The organism is Martinezella lusitana, assembly GCF_016901135.1.
In the GTDB taxonomy this organism is placed as follows: domain Bacteria; phylum Pseudomonadota; class Alphaproteobacteria; order Rhizobiales; family Rhizobiaceae; genus Rhizobium; species Rhizobium lusitanum_D.
In genome coordinates, this window is sequence record NZ_JAFEVL010000062.1 from 70,196 (window position 1) to 92,214 (window position 22,019).

Genomic DNA, 22,019 nt, shown 5'->3' on the forward strand with positions numbered 1-22,019 from the left:
GATTGTTTCCGCTGCGGGGAAGGCTCAGGTTTCGGGTGGAAGGGTGCCGCCGGCGATCGGTTGAACGCCGTGGCAAACGTGGCGTGCCGGCGCATCGCGGTCGCGGAAGCGGGTGATCATCAGGCTTATGGCTTCCCGCCCCAGCGCTGCGCGGTCGACACGCATGGTCGCCAGCCTGGGATTGGTCATCAGGGCGCAGGGCAGGTCGTCGAAGCCGACGACGGCGAAATCCTCCGGCACGCGCAGGCCCGCTTCGATCACGGCGTCGAGCACGCCGACGGCGATGAAATCGTTCATGCAGAAGGCGGCGGTAAAGCCCTTATCCGCAGCGAGGATCGCGGCCGTTGTGTCATGGGCCTCCTGGCTGGAACTTCCCCGGAAGTTCATCGGCACGATACGGCCATGCGCTCCCTCGACGGAGGCGATCGCGGCCTCGAAGCCACGGATGCGCTCGCGGATCGTATGACGATGCGAACCGGTCAGGTGCAGGATGCGGCGGTGCCCGGCATCGAGCAGCCGGCGCGTCGCCGCATAGGCACCGAAGAAATTCGATGGCGAGACGCCGTCGAAACGCAGTTTCGGATCGGTGCCGTTGACGAGCACCACTGGCGTAGCGCTCGCATCAAGCCATCGGCATAGCTCCTCCGAGGGATCGATGCCGACAAGAAACAGGCCTTCGGCGCCGGCAGCCTGCATATATTCCTTCACCAGGTCCGGCTCGGTGCGGGCCTCGCGGATGAGGCGGATGTCGAAGCGCATGCCGCGCTCGGCGGCGCCGGCGCGCAGGCCTTCCAGAATGCCTTCGTAGAAAACGCTCAAGCCGCCTGTAACACTATCGCTGGCGATCAGCGCCAGGCCGCCGGCTTCCGCCTCCGCAGCCGTCTTCAGCGGGTAGCCGAGATCGCTCGCCACCTTGAAGATATGCTGGCGGATCACGTCGCTGATGCCGGGTTCATTGGTCAGCACGCGCGACACCGTCGAAACGGAGACGCCGGCCGCGGCAGCAATATCGGCTTGCCTGATACGTTTGGATCGAACATCGCTCATATCGCAATTGTTATGCAAAATTATGCAAATTTGCAATACAGAGTTTTTTATTGCATAGCGCAATGAAGTTGCATATCTTTGCTCGGAATTGTCCGCTGAAGGCGTCGGGGAGATCGCCGCGGATGACAACGCAAGAGAAGGAGGAATCTCATGCGCATGAATCGCCGTTCATTCATGATAGGAACCGCCGGAGCGGCTGCTGGTCTCGCGTTCGGAGGAGGGGCAATGCCCGCCTTTGCAGACGCCACGCAGCTGCGGGCGATGTGGTGGGGCTCGCCTGATCGCGGCAAGCGCACCGTCGCCGTTGCCGAACTGTTTCATAGCAAGAATCCTGATCTGTCCGTCATCGGCGAGAGCATTAGCGGTGACGGCTATTGGGCGAAGCTTGCGACCGGTATGGCCAGCCAGAACATCGCTGATGTCTTCCAGCTCGAGCCGAGCACGATTTCTGACTATTCCAAGCGCGGTGCCTGCATGCCGCTCGACCAGTTTGTACCCTCGACGCTGAATGTCGACAGTTTCGGCAAGGACGTGCTGAAGCTCACGACCGTCGACGGCAAGCTTTACGGCGTGGGCCTTGGGCTCAATTCTTTCGCGATGTTCTATGATGAGGACATGTTCAAGAAGACCGGTCTGACGCCGCCCGGCCCGACCACGACATGGGCCGAATATGCCGATCTCGCCGTTGAAATGACCAAGGCAGCCGGCAAGCGCGGCTATTGGGGCGGCCCTTATGGCGCGCGCTACAACTATGTCCTCGATGTCTGGCTGCGCCAGCGTGGCAAAAGCCTTTATACGGACGAGGGCGGGCTCGGCTTCGGCGTCGACGATGCCAAGGAATGGTACAGCTACTGGGAAGACCTGCGCAAGCGCGGCGGCACGGTCTCCGCCGATGTCCAGACGCTCGACCAGAACGTCATCGAGAGCAACTGCCTTGCGCTCGGCAAATCGGCCATCGGCATGGCTTATTCAAATCAGCTCGTCGGCTATCAGCTCGTGGTCAAGAGCAAGCTTGCCGTCACGATGCTGCCGCGCGAAAAGAAGGATGGCCCTTCCGGCCATTACTATCGCCCTGCGCTGATCTGGAGCGTGGGCGCCACCAGCAAGAACGGCGAAGCGGCGGCGAAATTCATCAATTTCTTCGTCAACGATGTCGAAGCCGGGAAGATCCTTGGCGTCGAACGCGGTGTGCCGATGTCGCCCGCGGTGCGCGCCGCCATCCTGCCGACGCTCAATCCGGTGGAGCAGCAGACGGTGCAATATGTCGAGCTGCTGAAGGATCAGGTCGGCACCTATCCTGTGCCGGCGCCACTCGGCTCCGGAGAATTCGACCAGAATGTCGCGCGCCCCGTCGCCGACCAGCTCGCCTTCGGCAAGATCACGGTCGCCGAGGCGGCGAAGAGGCTGGTGGAGGAAGGTGCGACGAAGCTGAAGCGGAAGAGTTGAGCGGAGCTTATCGTAGGCTTTGCGATATGCCGCACCGCTGATACCCCCCTCTGTCCCTTTCGGGACATCTCCCCCACAAGGGGGGAGATCGTTGGGAGTTTGCCGCTCGTCACTCGTGAGACAATAAACGACAATTTCAGCGGACTCGATATTCGCTTGAGGTAAAGAGGTGTCCGCGAGCTACCAATCTCCCCCCTTGTGGGGGAGATGTCACGACAGTGACAGAAGGGGGGTATCGCACCCTCCTCCCATTCTGCTGTTGACACCTACTTCCCATCCCGAGATTTCAGCGCATCCTACTTCATCAAACACGGCAGCGCAGCCGGAAGCCATTGGCCGCTATGACAGTGCGCGCTCGATCGGGCCGTGAATTCGTAGCTCTTCCGATACATTCTGGTTGTCGGCGCCGCGCTCGGACATCGTCGCGATCATCTGGACCAGCTCGTCGCGCACGTTGGTTGATTGCGCGATGTGTTGGTCGAGCTCGATCAGCTTCGCCTTGAGCCGTTCGACAATGTTGGCACAATCTAGCTGTTGGGAGCCGTTCTCCAGTAGGGCGCGCTCGATCTCCTTCAGGGTGAAGCCGACCGATTGCGCCCGCAGGATGATCTGCAGGGTCGTGAATACATCCTCACCATAGTCCCTATAGCCGTTCGCCAGCCGATCGGAACGCAGCACGCCACGCGCTTCCAGAAAGCGAATCTTCGAGGGGGCGACTCCGACGCGCCGAGCCAGTTCGCCGATTTTCATGCGTGGCCTCCTTTTGAGCTTGACCTTAAATATAGGTTGAAGGTGTAGGGCTTGTCCATCTGCCATCCGGAGTGTGACTGCCCATGTTCGATACCGTGCCCGTTTCGCCGCTCTTCGCGCCCCTGACCTTGCCCAATGGTGCCGTGCTGACCAATCGCCTGGCCAAGGCCGCCATGGAGGAGAACATGGCGGATCACGAGCATTTGCCGGGCAAGGCGCTTTGCCGGCTCTATGCCGCCTGGTCGAAGGGCGGGGTCGGGCTGATCCTTTCCGGCAATGTCATGATCGATCCGACCGCGCTCACCGGTCCGGGCGGCGTCGTGCTCGACGCGTCGCAACCACTGGAACCCTTCAGGGAATGGGCGCGGGCGGCCCGCAGCGGCGGCAACCATGCCTGGCTGCAGATCAGCCACCCCGGCCGGCAGGTCATGAAGGCGATGGGCCAGGGCGCGGTGGCGCCCTCGGCAATCGGCGTTCAGATCGAGGGCGCCTCGCATTACTTCCCGACACCGCGGGCACTGGAAGCGGAAGAGATCGCGACCGTTATCGAGCGCTTTGCCACCGCCGCCGCGATGGCCGAACAGGCCGGCTTCACAGGCGTCGAGATCCATGCCGCCCATGGCTACCTGATCAGCCAGTTCCTCTCGCCGCTGAGCAACCGGCGAACCGACGAATGGGGTGGCTCGCTGGCCAATCGGGCCCAGCTGCTGCTCGAAGTGGTCAAGGCGGTGCGGGCGCGCGTCTCGCCCGGCTTCTGCGTTGGCGTGAAGCTCAATTCGGCCGATTTCCAGAAGGGCGGCTTTGCGGCGGAGGATGCGGTGCAGGTCGTGCGCTGGCTCAATGATCTGCCTGTTGATCTGGTCGAATTGTCCGGTGGCAGCTACGAGAGCCCGGCCATGGCGGGGGCACCCAAGGACGGTGTCGTCAACCCGCGTGAAGCCTATTTCGTCGATTTCGCGCGGGAGATCGGTGCGGTCGCCCGCATGCCGATCATGGTAACCGGTGGCATCCACCGTCGCACAGTCGCCGAGCGGGCGCTGGAGCCCAAGGATGGGCGGCCCGGCGTCGCAGTGGTCGGCATCGCCACCGCCCTCGCATTCCAGCCGACACTGCCGATGAAATGGCGCGCGGGCGCCATGCCTGATGTCGCCATCCAGCAAGTTCGCTGGAAGAAGAAGGTCTTCGCCAGCCTGGCCGCAATGGCCGTGGTCAAGGTCCAGCTGCATCGGATCGGCGCCGGCCGGGCGCCGAAGCGCAATGTCTCGCCGCTCCTCGCCCTGATCGGCAGCCAGCTGGAGGCCGCCCGTCGGACCCGCCGCTACAAGGCATGGATTGCTCGTCGCGGGCCTGAAGCACCGGAAGGGGCGAAACCGTCCTCCCCATCCGATGAATGCAATAGGCCTTGGTAGCGCTTACTTCCCATCCCAGGGCTTCAGTGCGTCCTGCTTCAACTGGCGCTGCTTTTCAGGCGGCAGCTTGTAGTCGCCCTTGTAGGGGGCGCTCTCGAAGGAGCCGTAGGTCGGGTTGGCGATGGCGATCCAGTCGTGGCCGAAGTGGGCGGCGTTGGCTTCGAAGACCTTTTGGCGCTCCTCGACCGTGCCCTTGTAGTCGTCGGTGAAGTCGCCGAAATTGTCGCCGAACATCAGGAGGATGCGGTAGTTCTTGGCGATGAAGGTACGGCGGGTGCCCTTGGCGGAACCCCAGTCGGGCTGTTCCTTGGCGCTGAGGAAGGTGTCGACATTGTCGCCCATCGGAAAGCCGAAGCGCTTCATTTCCTCGACGGTCGGCTTTTCCTCATCGGCCGTGCGGTTGGTGACGTAGAAGACCTTGACGCCTTTCGAGGCTGCATATTGCGTGAAGTCGACAGCGCCCGGGATCGGCTTGTCCTGCTGGGCATTCACATATTGCGTCCAGCTATCCGGCGTGAAGCTGGTGCCCGCGGTGATATTGTGCGCCTGGTAGGGCGAGGTATTGAGCACGGTGTCATCGACATCGAGGATGATAGCCGGCGGGAAATCCTGGAAATTGCCTGTTTGCTCGACCGGTGCTGCGGTCCAGTTCTTGTCGGCAAGCGCTTCGTCAAGCCGGATGTGGGCGAGTGCATAGGCGCCAAGGGCATTGGCTTGGGCTTCGACGGAGGTCTGGTCCCAGAGAACGGCGTTGAGATTATCGTCAGGCATGGCGGCCGGCACATCCGCGGCAAAAGCCGGCACGGTTGCAGCGAGGCCGAACACGAATGCCAAGCGTCCAAAGTATCTATTTCTCACTCCGCTCTCCTTTATGAAATTCCGGAAAATCAACTGGTCGCATCAACGATTTCAAACAGGCGTTAAAGTCTTGATCCGGGTAAGGATAGTTTGCGCGTGGATGGAATGTGTCAAGTATATGACAGCTGGCTGCACCCCGATTCGGCTGATTTTGGTTGATGACTCCGCCCGAGCCCATCGCCGGGGTGTCCGTACGAAGGTCCCGTCGACGCGCGGCTGAAAAGTATTCGGGCTCGGAACAGCAAAATGCCGGGGCCTTTTCAGACCCCGGCAGCCGCATCTCCTCAATCGATCGGGTTTACTTGGCCGCGTCGGCCCAGCTCTTCACCAGTTCGTCGTAGTTGACGGTGACCGGCTTTTCCTTCTCGGTGGCGATCTTCAGCTGCGGAGCGAGATGGCCGTTCTTGACGGCATCGGCGTTCCAGTAGGCAAGATCGTGTTCCTCGGCGAGCTTCGGACCGATATCGCCCTGAACGCCGGCGCGTTCGATGCGCTGCATCACCTTTTCCTGATCGGCGCAGAGCGCATCCATGGCGCCTTGCGCGTCCTTGGCACCCGATGCGGCATCACCGATCGCCTGCCACCAAAGCTGTGCCAGCTTCGGATAATCAGGAACGTTGGTGCCGGTCGGCGACCATTGCACGCGTGCCGGCGAGCGGTAGAATTCGATCAGACCACCGAGTTCCGGCGCGCGCTTGGTGAAGCTCTTGTCGCGGATGGTGGATTCGCGGATGAAGGTGAGGCCGACATGGCTCTTCTTCACGTCCACCGTCTTCGAGGTCACGAACTGCGCATAGAGCCATGCGGCCTTGGCGCGGTCGACCGGGGTTGATTTCATCAGCGTCCAGGAACCGACGTCCTGATAGCCGAGCTTCATGCCGTCCTTCCAGTAGACGCCATGCGGAGACGGTGCCATGCGCCACTTCGGCTTGCCATCCGCGTTCATGACCGGCAGACCGGGCTTGACCATGTCGGCGGTGAAGGCCGTGTACCAGAAGATCTGCTGGGCGACGTTACCCTGCGCCGGAACCGGACCGGATTCCGAGAAGGTCATGCCCTGGGCTTCCGGCGGTGCATAGGCCTTTAGCCAATCGAGATATTTCTGGATGGAATAGACGGCAGCCGGGCCGTTGGTGTCGCCGCCGCGGGCGACGCAGGAGCCGACCGGACGGGAGTTGGCATCGACCTTGATGCCCCATTCGTCGACCGGCAGGCCGTTCGGCAGACCCTTATCGCCGTTACCGGCCATGGAAAGCCAGGCATCGGTGAAGCGCCAGCCGAGCGACGGATCCTTCTTGCCATAGTCCATATGGCCGAAGACCTTCTTGCCGTTGACGTCGCGGCCGGTGAAGAACTGGGCGATGTCCTCATAGGCCGACCAGTTGACCGGCACGCCGAGATCGTAGCCGTACTTGGCCTTGAAATCGGCCTTGTTCTTCTCGTCGTTGAACCAGTCGTAGCGGAACCAGTAAAGGTTGGCGAACTGCTGGTCGGGAAGCTGGTAGAGCTTCTTGTCCGGAGCGGTGGTGAAGCTGGTGCCGATGAAATCGGGGATGTCGATACCGGGATTGGTAACGTCCTTGCCTTCGCCGGCCATCCAGTCGGTCAGGTTGCGCACCTGCTTGTAGCGCCAATGGGTGCCGATCAGGTCGGAATCGTTGACCCAGCCGTCATAAAGGTTCTGGCCGGTCTGCATCTGTGTCTGGATCTTCTCGACGACGTCGCCTTCCTGGATGACGTCATGCGTGACCTTGATGCCGGTGATGGCGGTGAAGGCCGGTGCCAGAACCTGCGATTCGTACTGGTGGGTCGTCAGGGTTTCCGAGACGACCTTGATCTCCATGCCCTGGAAGGGCTTGGCCGCGTCGACGAACCACTGCATTTCCTTTTCCTGGTCGGCGCGCGAAAGCGTCGAGAGATCGCCGATCTCCTTGTCCAGGAATGTCTTGGCCTCGTTCATGCCGGCATGAGCCGTGCCGGCCAAGGCCAGCAGGGCGACTGCCGTTGTCGTTAAGAGATGTCTTCGCATAAATTCCTCCCTACAGGTTGCGAGTATATTCCCAGGCGGCCAGACCCCCGGCCTCCGTACCAGTTTGCTTCAGACCAGACGGAAGACGCCGACGGCGTAGACCACGGAAAGAGCAAGAGCCCACCACAGGCTGGGGCCTCCCAGGCCCAGCCAGGCGATGTGGATGAAGGCGGCGCCGAGCAGCGAGATGAACAGCCGGTCGCCGCGTGTCGTTTCGAAATGCAGGATGCCGACGCGCGGATTGCCGCCGGGCGAAACATATTCCCAGACTGCCATGCCGATCAGCAGCACCAGGATCGTCGTGAAGAACAGCGCTGTCGGCAGCGTCCAGGCCATCCAGGAAAAATCTGTGTTCATGGCGGTTTCCCTTCAGACGCGGCCGAGCGCGAAGCCCTTGGCGATGTAGTTGCGGACGAAATAGATGACGAGCGCGCCGGGGACCAAGGTCAGCACGCCGGCGGCGGCAAGCAGGCCCCAGTCCATGCCCGAGGCCGAGACCGTTCGCGTCATGATGGCGGCAATCGGCTTGGCGTCGGTCACCGTCAGCGTGCGGGCAATCAAAAGCTCGACCCAGGAAAACATGAAGCAGAAGAAGGCGGCGACGCCGATGCCGCTGGCAATCAGCGGAATGAAGATCTTGATGAAGAAGCGCGGGAACGAATAGCCGTCGATATAGGCCGTCTCGTCTATCTCCTTCGGCACGCCGGACATGAAGCCTTCGAGGATCCAGACCGCGAGCGGCACGTTGAACAGGCAATGCGCCAATGCCACCGCGATATGGGTGTCGATCAGGCCGAAGGCGGAATAGAGCTGGAAGAAAGGCAGCGCGAAGACCGCCGGCGGCGCCATGCGGTTCGTCAGCAGCCAGAAGAAGACGTGCTTGTCGCCGAGGAAGCGGTAGCGCGAGAAGGCGTAGGCCGCGGGAAGGGCGCAGGCAACCGAGATCACCATGTTCATGACGACATAGGTGATCGAGTTGATATAGCCCTTGTACCAGGACGGATCGGTGAAGATTATCGTGTAATTGCGCAGTGTCGGCGCATGCGGATAGAGCGTCAACCCGTTGACGATCTCCTCGTTGGTCTTGAAGCTCATGTTGACGAGCCAGTAGATCGGCAGGAGCAGGAAGACAATGTAGATCGCCGGCACCAGCCAGGACCACCGGCCCTTCTCGCTCTGCCTGCGGGCAACCTGCGCGCCGGCAGCGGCGACGTTGCTCGCGGTGGCGCCGGAGGCTGCCATCTTGTGCATCACGGCGCTGTCGGCGGTCGTGGATAGAGGTTTGCCGCTCATCGGCTTTCTCCCGCATCGTAATTGGTCATGACGGTGTAGAAGACCCAGGACAAAAGCAGCACGATGAGGAAGTAGACGAGCGACATGGCCGCCGCCGGGCCGAGGTCAAACTGGCCGAGCGCGATCTTCACAAGGTCGATCGACAGGAAGGTCGTCGAATTGCCGGGGCCGCCGCCGGTGACGACGAAGGGTTCGGTATAGATCATGAAACTGTCCATGAAGCGCAGCAGCACGGCGATCAGCAGCACCCGGTTCATCTTCGGCAGCTGGATGTAGCGGAAGACGGACCAGCGCGAGGCGCCATCGATCTTGGCGGCCTGGTAAAAGGCGTCGGGAATGGAGGCGAGACCGGCATAGCAGAGCAGCACGACGAGGCTCGTCCAGTGCCAGACATCCATGAGGATGATCGTCGCCCAGGCGTCGACCGGATCGGAGACGTAGTTATAGTCAATGCCGAGGCCGACCAGGGCATAGCCCAACAGCCCGATATCGCTGCGGCCGAAGACCTGCCAGATCGTGCCGACGACGTTCCAGGGGATCAGCAAAGGCAGGGCCATCAGCACGAGGCAGACCGGCACACCGACGCCCTTCTTCGGCATGTTGAGGGCGATGAAGATGCCGAGTGGCACTTCGATCGCCAGGATGACGAAGGAGAAGATCAGGTTGCGGAACATTGCGTCCCAGAAGCGGCCGGATTGCAGGATCTGCTCGAACCAGCTGGTGCCCGCCCAGAAGAAGACGTTGTTGCCGAAGGTATCCTGCACCGAATAGTTCACCACCGTCATCAAGGGAATCACGGCGGAAAAGCCGACGAGCAGCAGAACCGGAATGAGCATGAACCAGGCTTTGTTGTTCCAGGTCTTGTCCATCGTCAGGCTCCCATCTCGATGCGCCAGGAGTCGGTGTAGATATTGATGCCGGCCGGATCGAAGGCGATATGCGGCTCGGCCGGCACCGCCTGGTCCTCGCCGATGACGGCGACGATATCCTGACCATCAAGCTTCGCGCGGACCACCTTGCGGCGGCCGAGATCCTCGATCTTGGTGACGGTGGCGGGAATGCCCTCGCGGCCGATGCGGACGAATTCCGGACGGATGCCGAGTTCGGAGCGGCCCACGCGCTTTTCCAGCGGCGCGCCGGGCAGCATGATCGTGCGGTTGCCGATGCGGGCGTTGCGGCCTTCGATTTCGACCGGCATGACATTCATGCCCGGCGAGCCGATGAAATAGCCGACGAAGGTATGGCGCGGGCGCTCGAACAGGTCGTTCGGCGTGCCGATCTGCACCACCTCGCCATTGTACATGACCACCACCTTGTCGGCGAAGGTCAGCGCCTCCGTCTGGTCATGGGTGACGTAGACCATGGTGAAGCCGAAGCGGCGGTGGAGCTGTTTCAGCTGCGAGCGCAGCACCCATTTCATATGCGGGTCGATGACCGTCAGTGGCTCGTCGAACAGGATGGCGTTGACGTCGGAGCGCACGAGACCGCGACCGAGCGAAATCTTCTGCTTGGCATCGGCCGTCAGTCCGCGCGCCTTGCGGTGAGCGCTGTCGGAAAGGCCGATCATTTCGATGATCTCATCGACCTTGCGCTTCACATCGGCTTCCGGCACATGCCGGTTGCGCAAGGGAAAGGCGAGGTTGTCGTAGACCGTCATCGTGTCGTAGACGACCGGGAACTGGAAGACCTGGGCGATATTGCGCTCCTGGGTCGATAGCCGGGTCACATCCTTGCCGTCGAACAGGATGCGGCCCTCGGAGGGTTGCACCAGGCCCGAGACGATGTTGAGCAAAGTGGTCTTGCCGCAGCCGGACGGTCCGAGCAGCGCATAGGCGCTGCCGTCTTCCCAGCTATGGTTCACTTCTTTCAGCGCATAGTCCGCATCGGATTTGGGATGGTCGTTGTAGGCGTGCCTGATGTGATCAAGATCGATACGTGCCATTGGCGATGTCTCTCCTCAGGCGGCTTGTTGCAGGTCGGGAGCGACGGCGGCGCCATCGGTGTCGAAGACCATGATGTGGCGGGGGTCGATATAGACATCGATCGCAGCGTCGACATCGAGATGCTGGACGCCCTGGGTCAGCATCACCCAGCGCCGACCGGAAAAATCGAGATGAATGAAGCTTTCCGAGCCGGTGATCTCGCTGACGGTCACTTTCGCCGGCGCGGCGACGGCCTCCGGCGTCTGCGGCGCAAGGGCTAGATGATGCGGCTGGAAGGCGATCGTGTAGCGGCCGTCCGGCCGGCTCACGAGGCCTTGCGGCACGGGCAGGCGGATATTCTCGTCCAGCACGAACTCCCTGCCGCGCTTGTCCAGCATAATGGTGTTCAGCGGCGGGTCGGCGAAGGTGGTGGCGGTGACCAGGTCCTTCGGATTGCGGAAGACCTCGATCGTCGATCCGAACTGCGTAATGCGGCCCTGCGACAGGGTCGCGGTATTGCCGCCAAGGAGCAGCGCCTCGGATGGCTCGGTGGTGGCGTAGACGAAGATGGCGCCGGATTCGGCAAAGATCTTCGGCAGCTCGGCGCGCAACTCCTCGCGCAGCTTGTAGTCGAGATTGGCGAGCGGCTCGTCGAGCAGCACCAGGCCGGCATTCTTGACGATGGCGCGGGCAAGCGCCGTGCGCTGTTGCTGGCCGCCGGAGAGGCTGAGCGGCAGGCGATCGAGGAAGGGGCCGAGCCGCAGGATGTCGGCGGCCTTCTTCACTTCCCGGTCGATGGTCGCCGCATTCATGCGGCGGAGGCGCATGGGCGAGGCGATGTTGTCGTAGACGGTCATGGCGGGATAGTTGATGAACTGCTGGTAGACCATGGCGACGTTGCGGCGCTGCACCGGCAGGCCGGTGACGTCAGCACCGTCGACATGGATCGTGCCAGTGGTCGGCTTGTCGAGACCGGCCATCAGCCGCATCAGCGATGTCTTTCCCGAAAGTGTCGGCCCGAGCAGCACATTCAGCGTGCCGCGCTGCAGCGTCAGGTTCGTTTCCGCGATATGCGTCTCGCCGGTGACCGACTTCGAGACGCCTTTAAGTTCAAGCACGATAGATTCCCTCCATGCGTCGCAGGCCGATGCCGCCACGAGGATCTCAAGAAGACTGATCCGTCCGGATCGGGCTATGCCTTCACCGGGTGCCGTCTATTGCCGAGGCTATGGTCGTAGAAAGAATTGCATCGATCCGCCTGCGCAAACGTCGCGACAGCGAAAACCAAGGTGCGCGAGGTTGATGGCGGCGGTGCGGCTTGCTGTGCCGTATTTCGTGCCATTTCCGATGCGGATCTGATGTCTGGACAATGATACCTCCCCGTTTCGATTTGCACCCCTCACGCGAAAACCGAAACAAGAATGACGATAAATGAAGCTAAAGGAATGTCAAACGAAAACTTACCGCGTTTCAGTTTCGCTTCATAAATCTCGTTCGCGTCTTGTTTCAGTAACGAATAACGAAGTCGATAACCGATTGATCGGGATTGGAAATGCAAGGAATTCATATTTCAGACCCGAAAGGCGGGTGTATGGTTTCAAGCTGCTCAGGCACCTTTGATCGCATGACCAATGCTCGGCTCGTCGGCCGGGATTGCGTACTGCCTATTCGAAACGATGGCCTGTGCCATGGGCGTGGCCGAAACCGAGAGCCGGCCGCTAAAGCCAGTTGATGCGCTTCAGCACCCAGAGGGTGGCGATCGATGTGATCGTCACGAAGAGGACGATGACCACGAAGGCCCAGGTGTCGTTGACGCCGGGAATGCCGCCGACATTCATGCCGAACAGGCCGGCGACCACGCTTGGCGGCAGAAGCAGGGCCGCAAGGGCGGCGAGGCGGTTGGAGTTGCGGGCGATGCGCTCGCTGATGACGGTCGACAGGTCGTCATGCAGGATGCCAGTGCGGTCGCGGATGGCGTCGAGATATTCGATATAGCGCATCAGCTTGTCGATGACCTCGCGCAGGCGCAGCTTGTCGCGTTCGGCAAGCCAGGGCGCGTCGTCATGTTCGATGCGGTTCAGCGCATCGCGTTGCGGCGCAAGGTAACGGCGCAGCTGCACGGCGCGCCGGCGCAGCAGCTTCAGGCGTTCGCGCACCTGACCGGCCTCGCCGTGAAAGATCAGCTCGTCGAGCTCATCCACCTCTTCGTCCATGGCGTCGAGCACGGGTTCGAGATCGCGCACCAGCTTGTCGGCGATCAGGGCGAGCAGTTCACCGGAACGCTGCGGCCCTTTTTTCTTTTCCAGTGACAGGCGGATATCGCGGAGCGCCGTGATGTAGTGGCCGCTGTCGCGCAGGGAGACGACGCGATCGCCGTCGACCCAGAGATGCAGGGGCACGAGGTCGATATCGGCGGGCTTCTGCGTCGTGCCATCGGGCGATGTCGCGCAGACGCCGCGCAGGATGATCAGCAGTCCGTCGCCCACCGGTTCGACGCGCGGACGAGATTCTTCTTCCAGCAGCGCTTCGACCACGAAAGGATCAAGGCCGCTCCTGTTGGTGACCCAATCGGCGGTGGCGGGATGGTCGCGCTCGAGATGCAGCCAGGTGACGCCCTCTCCAGGCTTCCAGGAACAGGCCTGATCCATGGTCAGTTGCTTGCAGCCGCCCTGTCCGTCCAGCAGGGAGGCAAAACGCAATCCCGGTTCGGTGCCGTAGCTGACCGTCGAGCCGTTCGATGCTTCCATGGTGCCTTGATCCATCTCACCCCCACGGCAACAAAAAGCGCATGCAGCACAAGAGTTTGTGGCGTGCTGGCGGCATTTTATCAGTTCGGGTCAAGGTAGCAAGGTGAGGGCTAAGTGTTTGTCAGGTGACCGGCTTCTCTTGCCGGTACGAGGTATGGGGGCCACTAAAGTCCCTCAAGCCTCCAAGGCCCCTCATCCGGCCTATCGGCCACCTTCTCCCCGTCGGAACGGGGAGAAGGGGATGGGGCACCCGCAGCCTTCCTTCCAGCCTATCGCGAGACGAGGGACTGAGATCGTTCCCTCTCCCCGCGCGCGGGGAGAGGGTTAGGGTGCGCGGCAATTCTTGCTCGCATTAAACGAGGGGCAGTCCTTGCTCAGAAAGAGGCAGCCACCCTCAGCGCGCCGCCCAGTTGGCGCCGCGGCGGAAGATGGTCTTCATCTGCGGCACGTCGAATTCCTTGGCCTGGTGGCCGAGCGAGGAATAGAAGACGCGGCCCTTGCCGTATTTGCGCTTCCAGGCGACCGGCATGACGACGCCGTCGATCCAATAGGCGTGGTCGCCGGTGAAGGTCGTCGTCGCCAGCACCTCGTTCGACGGATCCACATGCATGTAATATTGCTCGGACGTGTAGGGGAAATCGGTGATCCCCTCCATGATCGGGTCGTCTGATCGGGTGATGTTGACGGTGTAGTCGATGATGTTGCCGGGATGGGCGACCCACTGGCCGCCGATGATGAACTGATACTCGACGCTTTCGCGGAACGAGTCGCCCGCGCCGCCGTGATAGCCGGCAATGCCGACGCCGCTCTCGATCGCGGCTGCGAGGTTCTTCACCTCCTCCTTCTCGATCTTCGACATGGTGACGATCGGCACGATCAGGCTGAGATCGTGGATCGAGGGGTCGGCGAAGGCTTCGGTGCTGTTTTCGAGATAGACCTTGAAACCGTCCTCTTCCAGCATGTCGCGGATGATATGGGCGCATTCCTGCGGCTCGTGGCCGCTCCAGCCGCCCCAGACGATAAGTGCTTCACGCATGATATTCCTCCTGAAATTGTGCGGTTAGCGGCCGATTTTTCCGTCCACGAGGGATTCGGACAGAGGGGCCGGACGTTCCGTTTGCGTTGTGATGGTGACCGTGCGCCCGCTATCGGACGCGGTCTGGAAGGCTTCCATGACCTCGAGCACGTGCAGCGCCAGGCTGCCATTGGCCCTGTGCGGTCGGTTCGAGCGGATGGCATGCGCCATATCGGCGACGCCGAGCGAGCGGTAATTGCCGTCGGCATAGGGAGCCGTGATTTCGCGCTCCGCGAACTCGCCGCCCTTCTTCAGGAACTCGACGGGGCCGCCGAAGCGATTGGGGTCGGGCACGATCAGCGTGCCCTCGGTGCCGTAGACTTCGAGCGGCACATGCTTATGGCCGGCGACATCAAAGCTCATGCCGATCTGGACGACCGCGCCGCTGGCGAAGGCCATGACGCCGGCGACATGGGTTGCGACATGTACGGGGATGTGCTCGCCGTTGCGCGGCTCGCTGGTGATGATGCGTTCCTGGCGCGGCGTCACGGCAAAGCCGGCAACCTGGGAGACAGGCCCGAGCAGATTGACGAGATCGGTAATGTAATAGGGACCCATGTCGAGCATCGGGCCGCCGCCGACTTCATAGTAGAAAGCCGGATTCGGATGCCAGCGTTCATGGCCGGGGCACATGAAGGTGGCGGTGCCGCCGACCGGAATGCCGATCGCGCCTTCGTCGATGATGGCGCGGGCCGTCTGGTGGCCGCCGCCGAGGAAGGTGTCGGGCGCTGCGCCGATGCGCAGACCCTTGACGGCTGCGGCGTCCGCAAGCTGCTTGCCCTCGGCGAAATTGATGCCGAGCGGCTTTTCCGAATAGGTGTGCTTGCCGGCATCCAGCGCCTGCAGGCCGACCGCGACATGCGCCTTCGGTATGGTCAGATTGACGATGATCTCGACCGAGGGGTCGGAGAGCAGGGTCGCGATCTCAACCGCCTTCAGGCCGAATTCGGCGGCTTTTGCCTCGGCAAGCTCGCGATTGAGGTCGGCGACGCCTTTGATGTCGAGAATGGGAAAGGATTTCATGGCGGTGAGATAGGCGCCGGAAATGTTTCCGCAGCCGATAATGCCGATGCCGACCGTGTTCATAGATTTCCTCCAGATGAATTGTCTGTGCTTGTCCCGCGGATCAGAGGGCCGGTGCCGGTCCTGTCGTTCCCCAGGGCGATTCGTAGAGTTCGCGCAGCGCGACGACAGCCGCGCCCTGCGCCCAGGTCTCGTCGGTCGACTGATCGAAAACGAGTTCGGTCACGCCCTTGATCGACGGTGGGATCGCCAGCGAATAGGCCTCCCGCAGACTGTCGAGGAAGGGCTGGCCGAGTGCCAGGCTCGATCCCACAAGAATGACGCGCGGCGGGGCAAACAGTGTGACGATATTGGCGAGCGCCGTGCCGCAGGCCTCGCCGGCGCGGATGGCTGCGCCAATCAGGGCGTTGTCTTCGGCCGCGATCAGTGTCTTTGCATGCGCCATGCCCTGGCCGAGGCGGATGGCCTCGGCGAAACGGCCGCTCGGTTGATCGCCGAGAATGGCGCTCTCGCCGGCAAGGCTCGCCAGTCTGACCATGCCCTGCGACCCGATGCCGAGAACCAGGTCGCCGAGATTATGGCTGAGGCCGCCGGCGCCGCGAAAGAGCTGGCCGCCGTGCAGGACGCCGAGCCCGAGTGTCTGTTCCAGCGACACCAGCACCATATCGTCGAGGTCCCTCGCCTTGCCGAACCAGTGATGGGCAAGCGTGATGGCGTGGGCATCGCTTTCGACGATCGTGGTCACACCCAGGCGCTCGGACATTTCCCTGGCGAAATCGACGCCGGTTTCGCGGAAGATCGGGCTAGTGCGCACATGGCCGGTGCGATGCTCGATGACGCCAGGCAGGCCGAGACAGACCGAATCGATCTCGTCGAGTGCAAGGTTGGCATCGACGACGCAGCGGCGCACACCGTCCTCGATCAAATCGGCGATGACGCCGATCGGCTGCCGGTCGACGCGGAGCGCCAGCGTCAGCGTGGAAAGAACCTCGCCGCGAAAATCGGTCACGACGAAGACCATGCGGTTGGCGGCGATCTTCGCGCCGACGACGCGGGCGGCATCCGGATTGAGTTCCAGCATGACGCGGGGCCGGCCGCGGGCGGCGGCCTCGCGCAGGTCGCCCTCCGTGCGTGCCAGGATCAGGCCATCATCCAGGAGCGACGCTGTTATCGCCGAGACCGTGGTGGTCGAAAGCTGGGTGCGTTCGCTGATTTCGATGCGTGCGATAGAACCGGCTCGCCGGATCGTATCCAGCACGTTGAAGCGGTTTATCGCCCGCATAAGTTCGGGATCTGCTGTTTTCATGAGAATGGTGCCGGATGACGGACCCGCTCGGCGGCGGCCTGGTATTTTTAACGGAATGCGTATTAAATAACCTATGCCCATTGCCCAATGTCAAGCCGTTTTACCGGCGATCTGCCGAAAATTTAGCAATGGTGGTTGACATTTCAGCAAAGCTCCGTTGAATTAATCCGTATAAGGGAAAAAATATTTGAGGCTCTTGTTCCCTTGGGAGGAGAAAATCATGATCCATCTACGTGGGGCTAAAGCCCTTCGCATGGCGGCTATTGTCGCCACCGCTGGACTGACGATGCTGGCGGGCGCGACGAGCGCTGCCGCCGACACCGTCGTCAAATGGCTGCATCTCGAGGCCAATCCGGCCTATGTCGCCATATGGCGCAAAATCGCCGACGGGTATGAAGCCAAGCATCCGGGCACGAAGATCGAGATGCAGTTCCTGGCCAATGAAGCCTTCAAAGCCAAATTGCCAACCCTGCTGCAATCCAAGGACGCTCCGGATTTGTTTTATAGCTGGGGCGGCGGCGTGCTGAAGCAGCAACAGCAGACCGGTACGCTGCTCGATCTGACCCAGGCGATGGATGCAAAGGACGGCGCCTGGAAGAAGAGCTATAATCAGGCTGCCATCAAGGGCCTGACCTTCGACGGCAAGATCAGCGCCGTGCCCTATCAGATGGGTACGGTTTCCTTCTTCTATAACAAGGCACTCTTCGCCAAGGCGGGCGTCGACGCCGACGCCATCAAGACCTGGGACGACTATCTTGCCGCGGTCAAGAAGATCAAGGCCGCCGGTATCGTGCCGATCGCGGGCGGCGGCGGTGAGAAATGGCCGATCCATTTCTACTGGAGCTACCTCGTCATGCGCGACGGCGGTCAGCAGGTTTTCAACGACGCCAAGAACGGCAAGGGCAACGGCTTCAACGACCCGGCTATCATCAAGGCCGGTGAGCAGCTTGCGGAACTTGGTAAGCTCGAACCGTTCCAGCCCGGCTATCTCGGCGCTACCTGGCCGCAAACGCTTGGCGTCTTCGGTGACGGCAAGGCGGCGATGATTCTTAGCTTCGAGACGACGGTCGCCACCCAACGCGTCAATTCCGGTGATGGCAAAGGCCTGGCTGACGACAATATCGGCCGCTTCGCCTTCCCGGCCGTGACCGGCGGTGCGGGCCTTCCGACCGATACGCTCGGCGGCCTGAACGGCTGGGCCGTCACGAAGAAAGCCCCGCCGGAGACGCTCGATTTCCTGGCCTATCTCACGAGTGCTGACAGCGAACGCACGATCGCGCAGGCCGGTTTGATTATTCCCGTCGCTATCGGCGCGGAGGACGGCATCAAATCTCCGCTGATGCGCGGCGCCGCCGACCAGTTGGCGCATTCGACCTGGCACCAGAACTTCTTCGACCAGGATCTCGGTCCGTCCGTCGGCCGCGTCGTCAATGACATTTCCGTCGGTATCGCATCCGGCCAGCTTTCGCCAAAGGATGGCGCGCAGCAGGTTCAGGACGCCTTCGAGCAGGATCAGCTCTAGCTGCATCCGGCGCCGGTGTTCCCTTGGCACCGGCGCCGATCTTTCTTGGAATTGAAATAGTCGAGACTGCCCATGACCGATGTCAGCGCCACGAACGCCATGCCATCCCTAGCAAGAGCGAAGCCTGCCGTGCGGCGAAAGTCGCCATCGGCGCGCGGCCGCATGCCTGTCATCCTGCTGTTCCTGCCGCCAGCACTTCTGCTTTTCACCATCTTCGTCATCCTGCCGATGGGGGAAGCGGCCTGGTACAGCCTCTATCGCTGGGACGGTTATGGGCCCCCGACGGAGTTCGTGGGCCTGCGCAATTTCCAGGTGTTGTTCAAGAACGGCGCGTTCCTGACGTCGCTCAAGAACAATGCGCTCATCATCGTGGTGTCGATCGCCATTCAGGTGCCGCTCGCCATCTGGCTTGCGACGATGCTCGCCAACCGCATCCGCGGCGTCGTGCTCTTCCGGCTGATCTTCTTCCTGCCCTATGTGCTGGCCGAGGTTGCCGCCGGCCTGATCTGGCGTTTCGTCTATGACGGCGATTACGGCCTCTTCGCCGCGATCGCGCATTTCCTCGGCACGCCCACGCCATACGTGCTCGCCGACAAGGATCTGGCGATGTACGCGGTGCTCGGCGTGATCGTGTGGAAATATTTCGGCTTCCACATGATGCTGTTCATCGCCGGCCTGCAATCCCTCGACAAGAGCGTGCTGGAAGCGGCCGAGATCGACGGCGCCACCGGCTGGCAGAAATTTCGTTACGTCACCCTGCCGCTGCTCGGCTCGACGCTGCGTCTCTCCGTGTTTTTCGCCGTGGTGGGTTCGCTGCAGCTCTTCGACATGATCATGCCGCTCACCGGCGGCGGACCGTTCAACTCGACGCAGACGATGGTGACCTTCCTCTACAATTTCGGCGTCACCCGCATGCAGGTCGGCCTCGGCAGCGCCGTCGGCGTCGTGCTGTTCGTGATCTGCGTCACCCTTGCCTTCGGCTACAAACGGATATTTATGCGCAATGACTGATATGGCCACATCCGTTCGACTGAGCACCGGCACGAAGATCTATCTCTACGTGTCGCTGACCATCATTGCCGCCATCGTGCTGATCCCGCTGCTGACGACCGCGCTCGGCGGCTTCAAGTCGCTCGGCGATCTCCGGACCAATCCCTTCGGCCTGCCGGCCGAGTGGCATTTCGAGAATTATACCGGCATCCTGTTCGGCGACCGCTACTGGCGGCAGATGATGAATTCTTTGATCATCGCCGTACTGACCGTGTTCCTGACGGTATCGGTCTCGGCGATGGCCGCCTTCGCCTTCGCGCATGTAAAATTCTTCGGCTCGAACTTCCTGCTCAACTATTTCCTGATCGGCCTTATGTTCCCGGCCGCGACCGCCATCCTGCCGCTGTTCATCCGCATCCGCGATCTCGGCCTGCTCAATACCTATTGGGGCGTGGTGCTGCCGCAGGTGGCCTTCGGTCTCGGCATGAGCATCCTGCTTTTCCGCAATTATTTCCGCAACCTTCCGGAAGAATTGTTCCAGGCGGCCTTTGTCGACGGTTGCGGCTATATTCGCTTCTTCTGGCATATCTCGCTGCCGCTCTCGCGGCCGATCATCGCCACCGTCAGCATCATCTCTTTCGTCGGCAGCTGGAACAGCTACATCCTGCCGCTGATCATGCTGAATTCGGACTCGATCTATCCCTGGCCGCTCGGCATGATGGTCTATAGCGGCGAATTCGGCACGGAATGGGAGCTGGTGCTCGCCTTCATCACGCTGACCATCCTGCCCACCATTATCGTCTTCTTCCTGGCGCAGAAGCATATCATCGCCGGCCTCACCGCCGGTGCGGTGAAATCCTGAGCCTCATCGGAGCAAAAAGCATGGCATCCGTCGAACTGCACAACATCCACAAGGCCTATGGGGCGCTCACGGTCATCCACGATATCTCGCTGGCGATCGATGACGGCGAGTTCATCGCCCTCGTCGGCCCCTCGGGCTGCGGGAAATCGACGCTGCTGCGCATGATCGCCGGCCTTGAGGAAATCACCGACGGCGACGTGTCGATCGGCGGACAGGTGGTCAACGGCATGACGCCGCGCGAGCGCAACATCGCCATGGTCTTCCAGTCCTATGCGCTTTATCCGCACATGACCGTCGCCGAGAACATGGGCTTCAACCTGAAGCTCTCGGGTCAGACCAAGCAGGTCATCGAACAGCGGGTCAACGAAGCGGCGCGCATGCTCGATCTCACCAAGCTGCTCGACCGCAAGCCGGCGCAGCTCTCCGGCGGCCAGCGCCAGCGCGTCGCCATGGGCCGCGCCGTCGTGCGCAATCCGGCCGTCTTCCTGTTCGACGAGCCGCTGTCCAACCTCGATGCGAAACTGCGCGTGCAGATGCGCTCGGAAATCAAGGCATTGCATCAGAAGGTGCAGACGACGTCGATCTACGTGACCCATGACCAGATCGAGGCCATGACGCTTGCCGACCGCATCGTTGTCCTGAACCAGGGCAAGATCGAGCAGCAGGGCACGCCGATCGAGCTTTACCGCAAGCCGGCCAATCTCTTCGTCGCCGGTTTCATCGGCTCGCCGGCGATGAATTTCCTCGACGGTGTGGTGGATGGGGTCGATGGCGCCCCGGCCGTGCGGCTGAAGGATAGCACGTCGGTGCGCATCGCTAGCGAGCGCAAGGTGAAGCCGGGCCAGAGCGTGAAGATCGGCCTGCGGCCCGAGCACCTCAGCCTTGCGACCGGCGGTTCGCCACTCAGCGGCCAGACGCTGCTTGTCGAGCCGACCGGCGCTCAGACGCATGTGCTGTTCGACCTCGCCGGCGAGCAGGTGACGGCCGTCGTCGATGGCGAGGCGCCGGTGCGCTATGGCCAGCAACTGAATGTTTCCGTCAGCCCGGACCTGGTCTACGTCTTCGATGCGTCGAGCGGGCTAGCCCTCTAGGTGATGATGTCGATTACGTCGACGCGATCAGGATAGAAAGCCATGTAGTCCTTGATCTGACCGACCGAAGGATAAGGATTCTCATAGGTCCAGATCGCGTTCACAGAGCGCTCGCCGCCGGCGGGGATGCTGTAGTAGGAGCACTCGCCCTTGTAGGGGCAGTAGGTTTCGTGGCTGGTTCTTTCCAGCAACGACAGGTCGACATCCTTGCGCGGGATATAGAGCACAGCCGGATAGGACGCCTCCTTGAGGGACAGCGCTTCGCGCGTGTCGGCGATCACCTTGCCGGCGACAGAAACGGCGACATGCGCATGCTTCTCTTCGATCGTGATGGGATGATCGGGACCGGGTATCTTGACTGGCTTTTGCGACATCACGGGCCTCCTGGGTTGAGCGATGGTCGGGTGTGTCCGCCGATGTGGCGGCCTTGTGCTTAGCCCCTCACCCCAACCCTCTTCCCGCATTGCGGGGAGAGGGGGCTCTACAATGCTCGACACCGAGCCTTTTAAATGGAGTGGCCGATTGCCTTGCTCTGTCATCCCATCGCCCCGCTTGCGGGGAGAGGGCTAGGGTGAGGGGCCAGGTACGAAGCCGCGGCAACGGCGGAGATGCCTGACAATTTGCGTTCGAAAAGGGATATAGGAAGCGC

General features: G+C 61.7%; 20 protein-coding genes. 6 read left to right on the forward strand and 14 right to left on the reverse strand.

Annotated elements, in window-relative coordinates; genetic code table 11:
• Positions 1-24 precede the first annotated feature (24 nt).
• On the reverse strand, positions 25-1,047 hold the full coding sequence (locus JTP94_RS26775; protein ID WP_204853442.1) for a LacI family DNA-binding transcriptional regulator: 1,023 nt from the start codon (positions 1,045-1,047) through the stop codon (positions 25-27).
• Positions 1,048-1,197: 150 nt separating this feature from the next.
• On the opposite strand from JTP94_RS26775, the gene JTP94_RS26780 reads away from it, so the two are divergent.
• Positions 1,198-2,493, forward strand: coding sequence for an ABC transporter substrate-binding protein (locus JTP94_RS26780; RefSeq protein ID WP_204853443.1), 1,296 nt, complete (start codon positions 1,198-1,200; stop codon positions 2,491-2,493).
• A 339-nt stretch (positions 2,494-2,832) separates the two neighbouring features.
• On the opposite strand, the gene JTP94_RS26785 is transcribed toward JTP94_RS26780, so the two are convergent.
• Positions 2,833-3,243: a MerR family transcriptional regulator gene (locus JTP94_RS26785; RefSeq protein WP_204853444.1), complete on the reverse strand. Its 411-nt coding sequence runs from the start codon at positions 3,241-3,243 to the stop codon at positions 2,833-2,835.
• Between the two features lie 83 nt (positions 3,244-3,326).
• On the opposite strand from JTP94_RS26785, the gene JTP94_RS26790 reads away from it, so the two are divergent.
• Complete coding sequence (locus JTP94_RS26790; protein WP_204853445.1) at positions 3,327-4,652, forward strand: NADH:flavin oxidoreductase/NADH oxidase family protein; 1,326 nt, start codon at positions 3,327-3,329, stop codon at positions 4,650-4,652.
• Positions 4,653-4,655: 3 nt separating this feature from the next.
• On the opposite strand, the gene JTP94_RS26795 is transcribed toward JTP94_RS26790, so the two are convergent.
• The 11 genes from JTP94_RS26795 to JTP94_RS26845 form a co-directional block, all read right to left on the reverse strand.
• Positions 4,656-5,510, reverse strand: a complete 855-nt coding sequence (locus JTP94_RS26795) for a 5'-nucleotidase, lipoprotein e(P4) family (protein ID WP_204853446.1) — start codon at positions 5,508-5,510, stop codon at positions 4,656-4,658.
• 298 nt (positions 5,511-5,808) lie between these two features.
• Positions 5,809-7,539 carry an ABC transporter substrate-binding protein gene (locus JTP94_RS26800; RefSeq protein ID WP_204853447.1) on the reverse strand — a complete coding sequence of 577 codons (1,731 nt, stop codon included), beginning with the start codon at positions 7,537-7,539 and terminating at the stop codon, positions 5,809-5,811.
• 69 nt (positions 7,540-7,608) lie between these two features.
• A complete protein-coding gene (locus JTP94_RS26805) occupies positions 7,609-7,896 on the reverse strand; it encodes a DUF2160 domain-containing protein (RefSeq protein WP_204853448.1) in 288 nt (95 codons plus the stop codon).
• Between the two features lie 12 nt (positions 7,897-7,908).
• The gene (locus tag JTP94_RS26810) at positions 7,909-8,781 is read right to left on the reverse strand and encodes a carbohydrate ABC transporter permease (protein ID WP_246755389.1); all 873 of its coding nucleotides are present in this window, start codon (positions 8,779-8,781) and stop codon (positions 7,909-7,911) included.
• A gap of 47 nt (positions 8,782-8,828) precedes the next feature.
• Positions 8,829-9,701 carry a carbohydrate ABC transporter permease gene (locus tag JTP94_RS26815; protein WP_204853449.1) on the reverse strand — a complete coding sequence of 291 codons (873 nt, stop codon included), beginning with the start codon at positions 9,699-9,701 and terminating at the stop codon, positions 8,829-8,831.
• A gap of 2 nt (positions 9,702-9,703) precedes the next feature.
• Positions 9,704-10,774, reverse strand: a complete 1,071-nt coding sequence (locus JTP94_RS26820) for an ABC transporter ATP-binding protein (protein ID WP_204853450.1) — start codon at positions 10,772-10,774, stop codon at positions 9,704-9,706.
• Positions 10,775-10,789: 15 nt separating this feature from the next.
• Positions 10,790-11,872, reverse strand: a complete 1,083-nt coding sequence (locus JTP94_RS26825; RefSeq protein WP_204853451.1) for an ABC transporter ATP-binding protein — start codon at positions 11,870-11,872, stop codon at positions 10,790-10,792.
• 600 nt (positions 11,873-12,472) lie between these two features.
• On the reverse strand, positions 12,473-13,516 hold the full coding sequence (locus tag JTP94_RS26830; RefSeq protein ID WP_204853452.1) for a zinc transporter ZntB: 1,044 nt from the start codon (positions 13,514-13,516) through the stop codon (positions 12,473-12,475).
• A 379-nt stretch (positions 13,517-13,895) separates the two neighbouring features.
• A complete protein-coding gene (locus tag JTP94_RS26835) occupies positions 13,896-14,537 on the reverse strand; it encodes a ThuA domain-containing protein (RefSeq protein ID WP_204853453.1) in 642 nt (213 codons plus the stop codon).
• 24 nt (positions 14,538-14,561) lie between these two features.
• Positions 14,562-15,662: a Gfo/Idh/MocA family protein gene (locus JTP94_RS26840; protein ID WP_204853454.1), complete on the reverse strand. Its 1,101-nt coding sequence runs from the start codon at positions 15,660-15,662 to the stop codon at positions 14,562-14,564.
• A gap of 40 nt (positions 15,663-15,702) precedes the next feature.
• A complete protein-coding gene (locus JTP94_RS26845) occupies positions 15,703-16,905 on the reverse strand; it encodes an ROK family transcriptional regulator (protein ID WP_204853455.1) in 1,203 nt (400 codons plus the stop codon).
• Positions 16,906-17,125: 220 nt separating this feature from the next.
• Here JTP94_RS26845 and JTP94_RS26850 point away from each other — a divergent pair, with 220 nt between their 5' ends.
• The 4 genes from JTP94_RS26850 (at position 17,126) to JTP94_RS26865 (ending at position 21,370) form a co-directional block, all read left to right on the forward strand.
• Positions 17,126-18,427 carry an ABC transporter substrate-binding protein gene (locus JTP94_RS26850; RefSeq protein ID WP_204853456.1) on the forward strand — a complete coding sequence of 434 codons (1,302 nt, stop codon included), beginning with the start codon at positions 17,126-17,128 and terminating at the stop codon, positions 18,425-18,427.
• A gap of 72 nt (positions 18,428-18,499) precedes the next feature.
• Positions 18,500-19,438, forward strand: coding sequence for a carbohydrate ABC transporter permease (locus JTP94_RS26855; protein ID WP_204853457.1), 939 nt, complete (start codon positions 18,500-18,502; stop codon positions 19,436-19,438).
• On the forward strand, positions 19,431-20,279 hold the full coding sequence (locus JTP94_RS26860; protein ID WP_068390004.1) for a carbohydrate ABC transporter permease: 849 nt from the start codon (positions 19,431-19,433) through the stop codon (positions 20,277-20,279). Before JTP94_RS26855 ends, JTP94_RS26860 begins: the two co-directional genes overlap by 8 nt.
• Positions 20,280-20,299: 20 nt before the next feature.
• Positions 20,300-21,370, forward strand: a complete 1,071-nt coding sequence (locus JTP94_RS26865; RefSeq protein ID WP_204853458.1) for an ABC transporter ATP-binding protein — start codon at positions 20,300-20,302, stop codon at positions 21,368-21,370.
• Here the strand turns inward: JTP94_RS26865 and JTP94_RS26870 are convergent.
• Positions 21,367-21,744: a DUF427 domain-containing protein gene (locus JTP94_RS26870; RefSeq protein ID WP_204853459.1), complete on the reverse strand. Its 378-nt coding sequence runs from the start codon at positions 21,742-21,744 to the stop codon at positions 21,367-21,369. The genes JTP94_RS26865 and JTP94_RS26870 overlap by 4 nt on opposite strands.
• Positions 21,745-22,019: the final 275 nt, after the last annotated feature.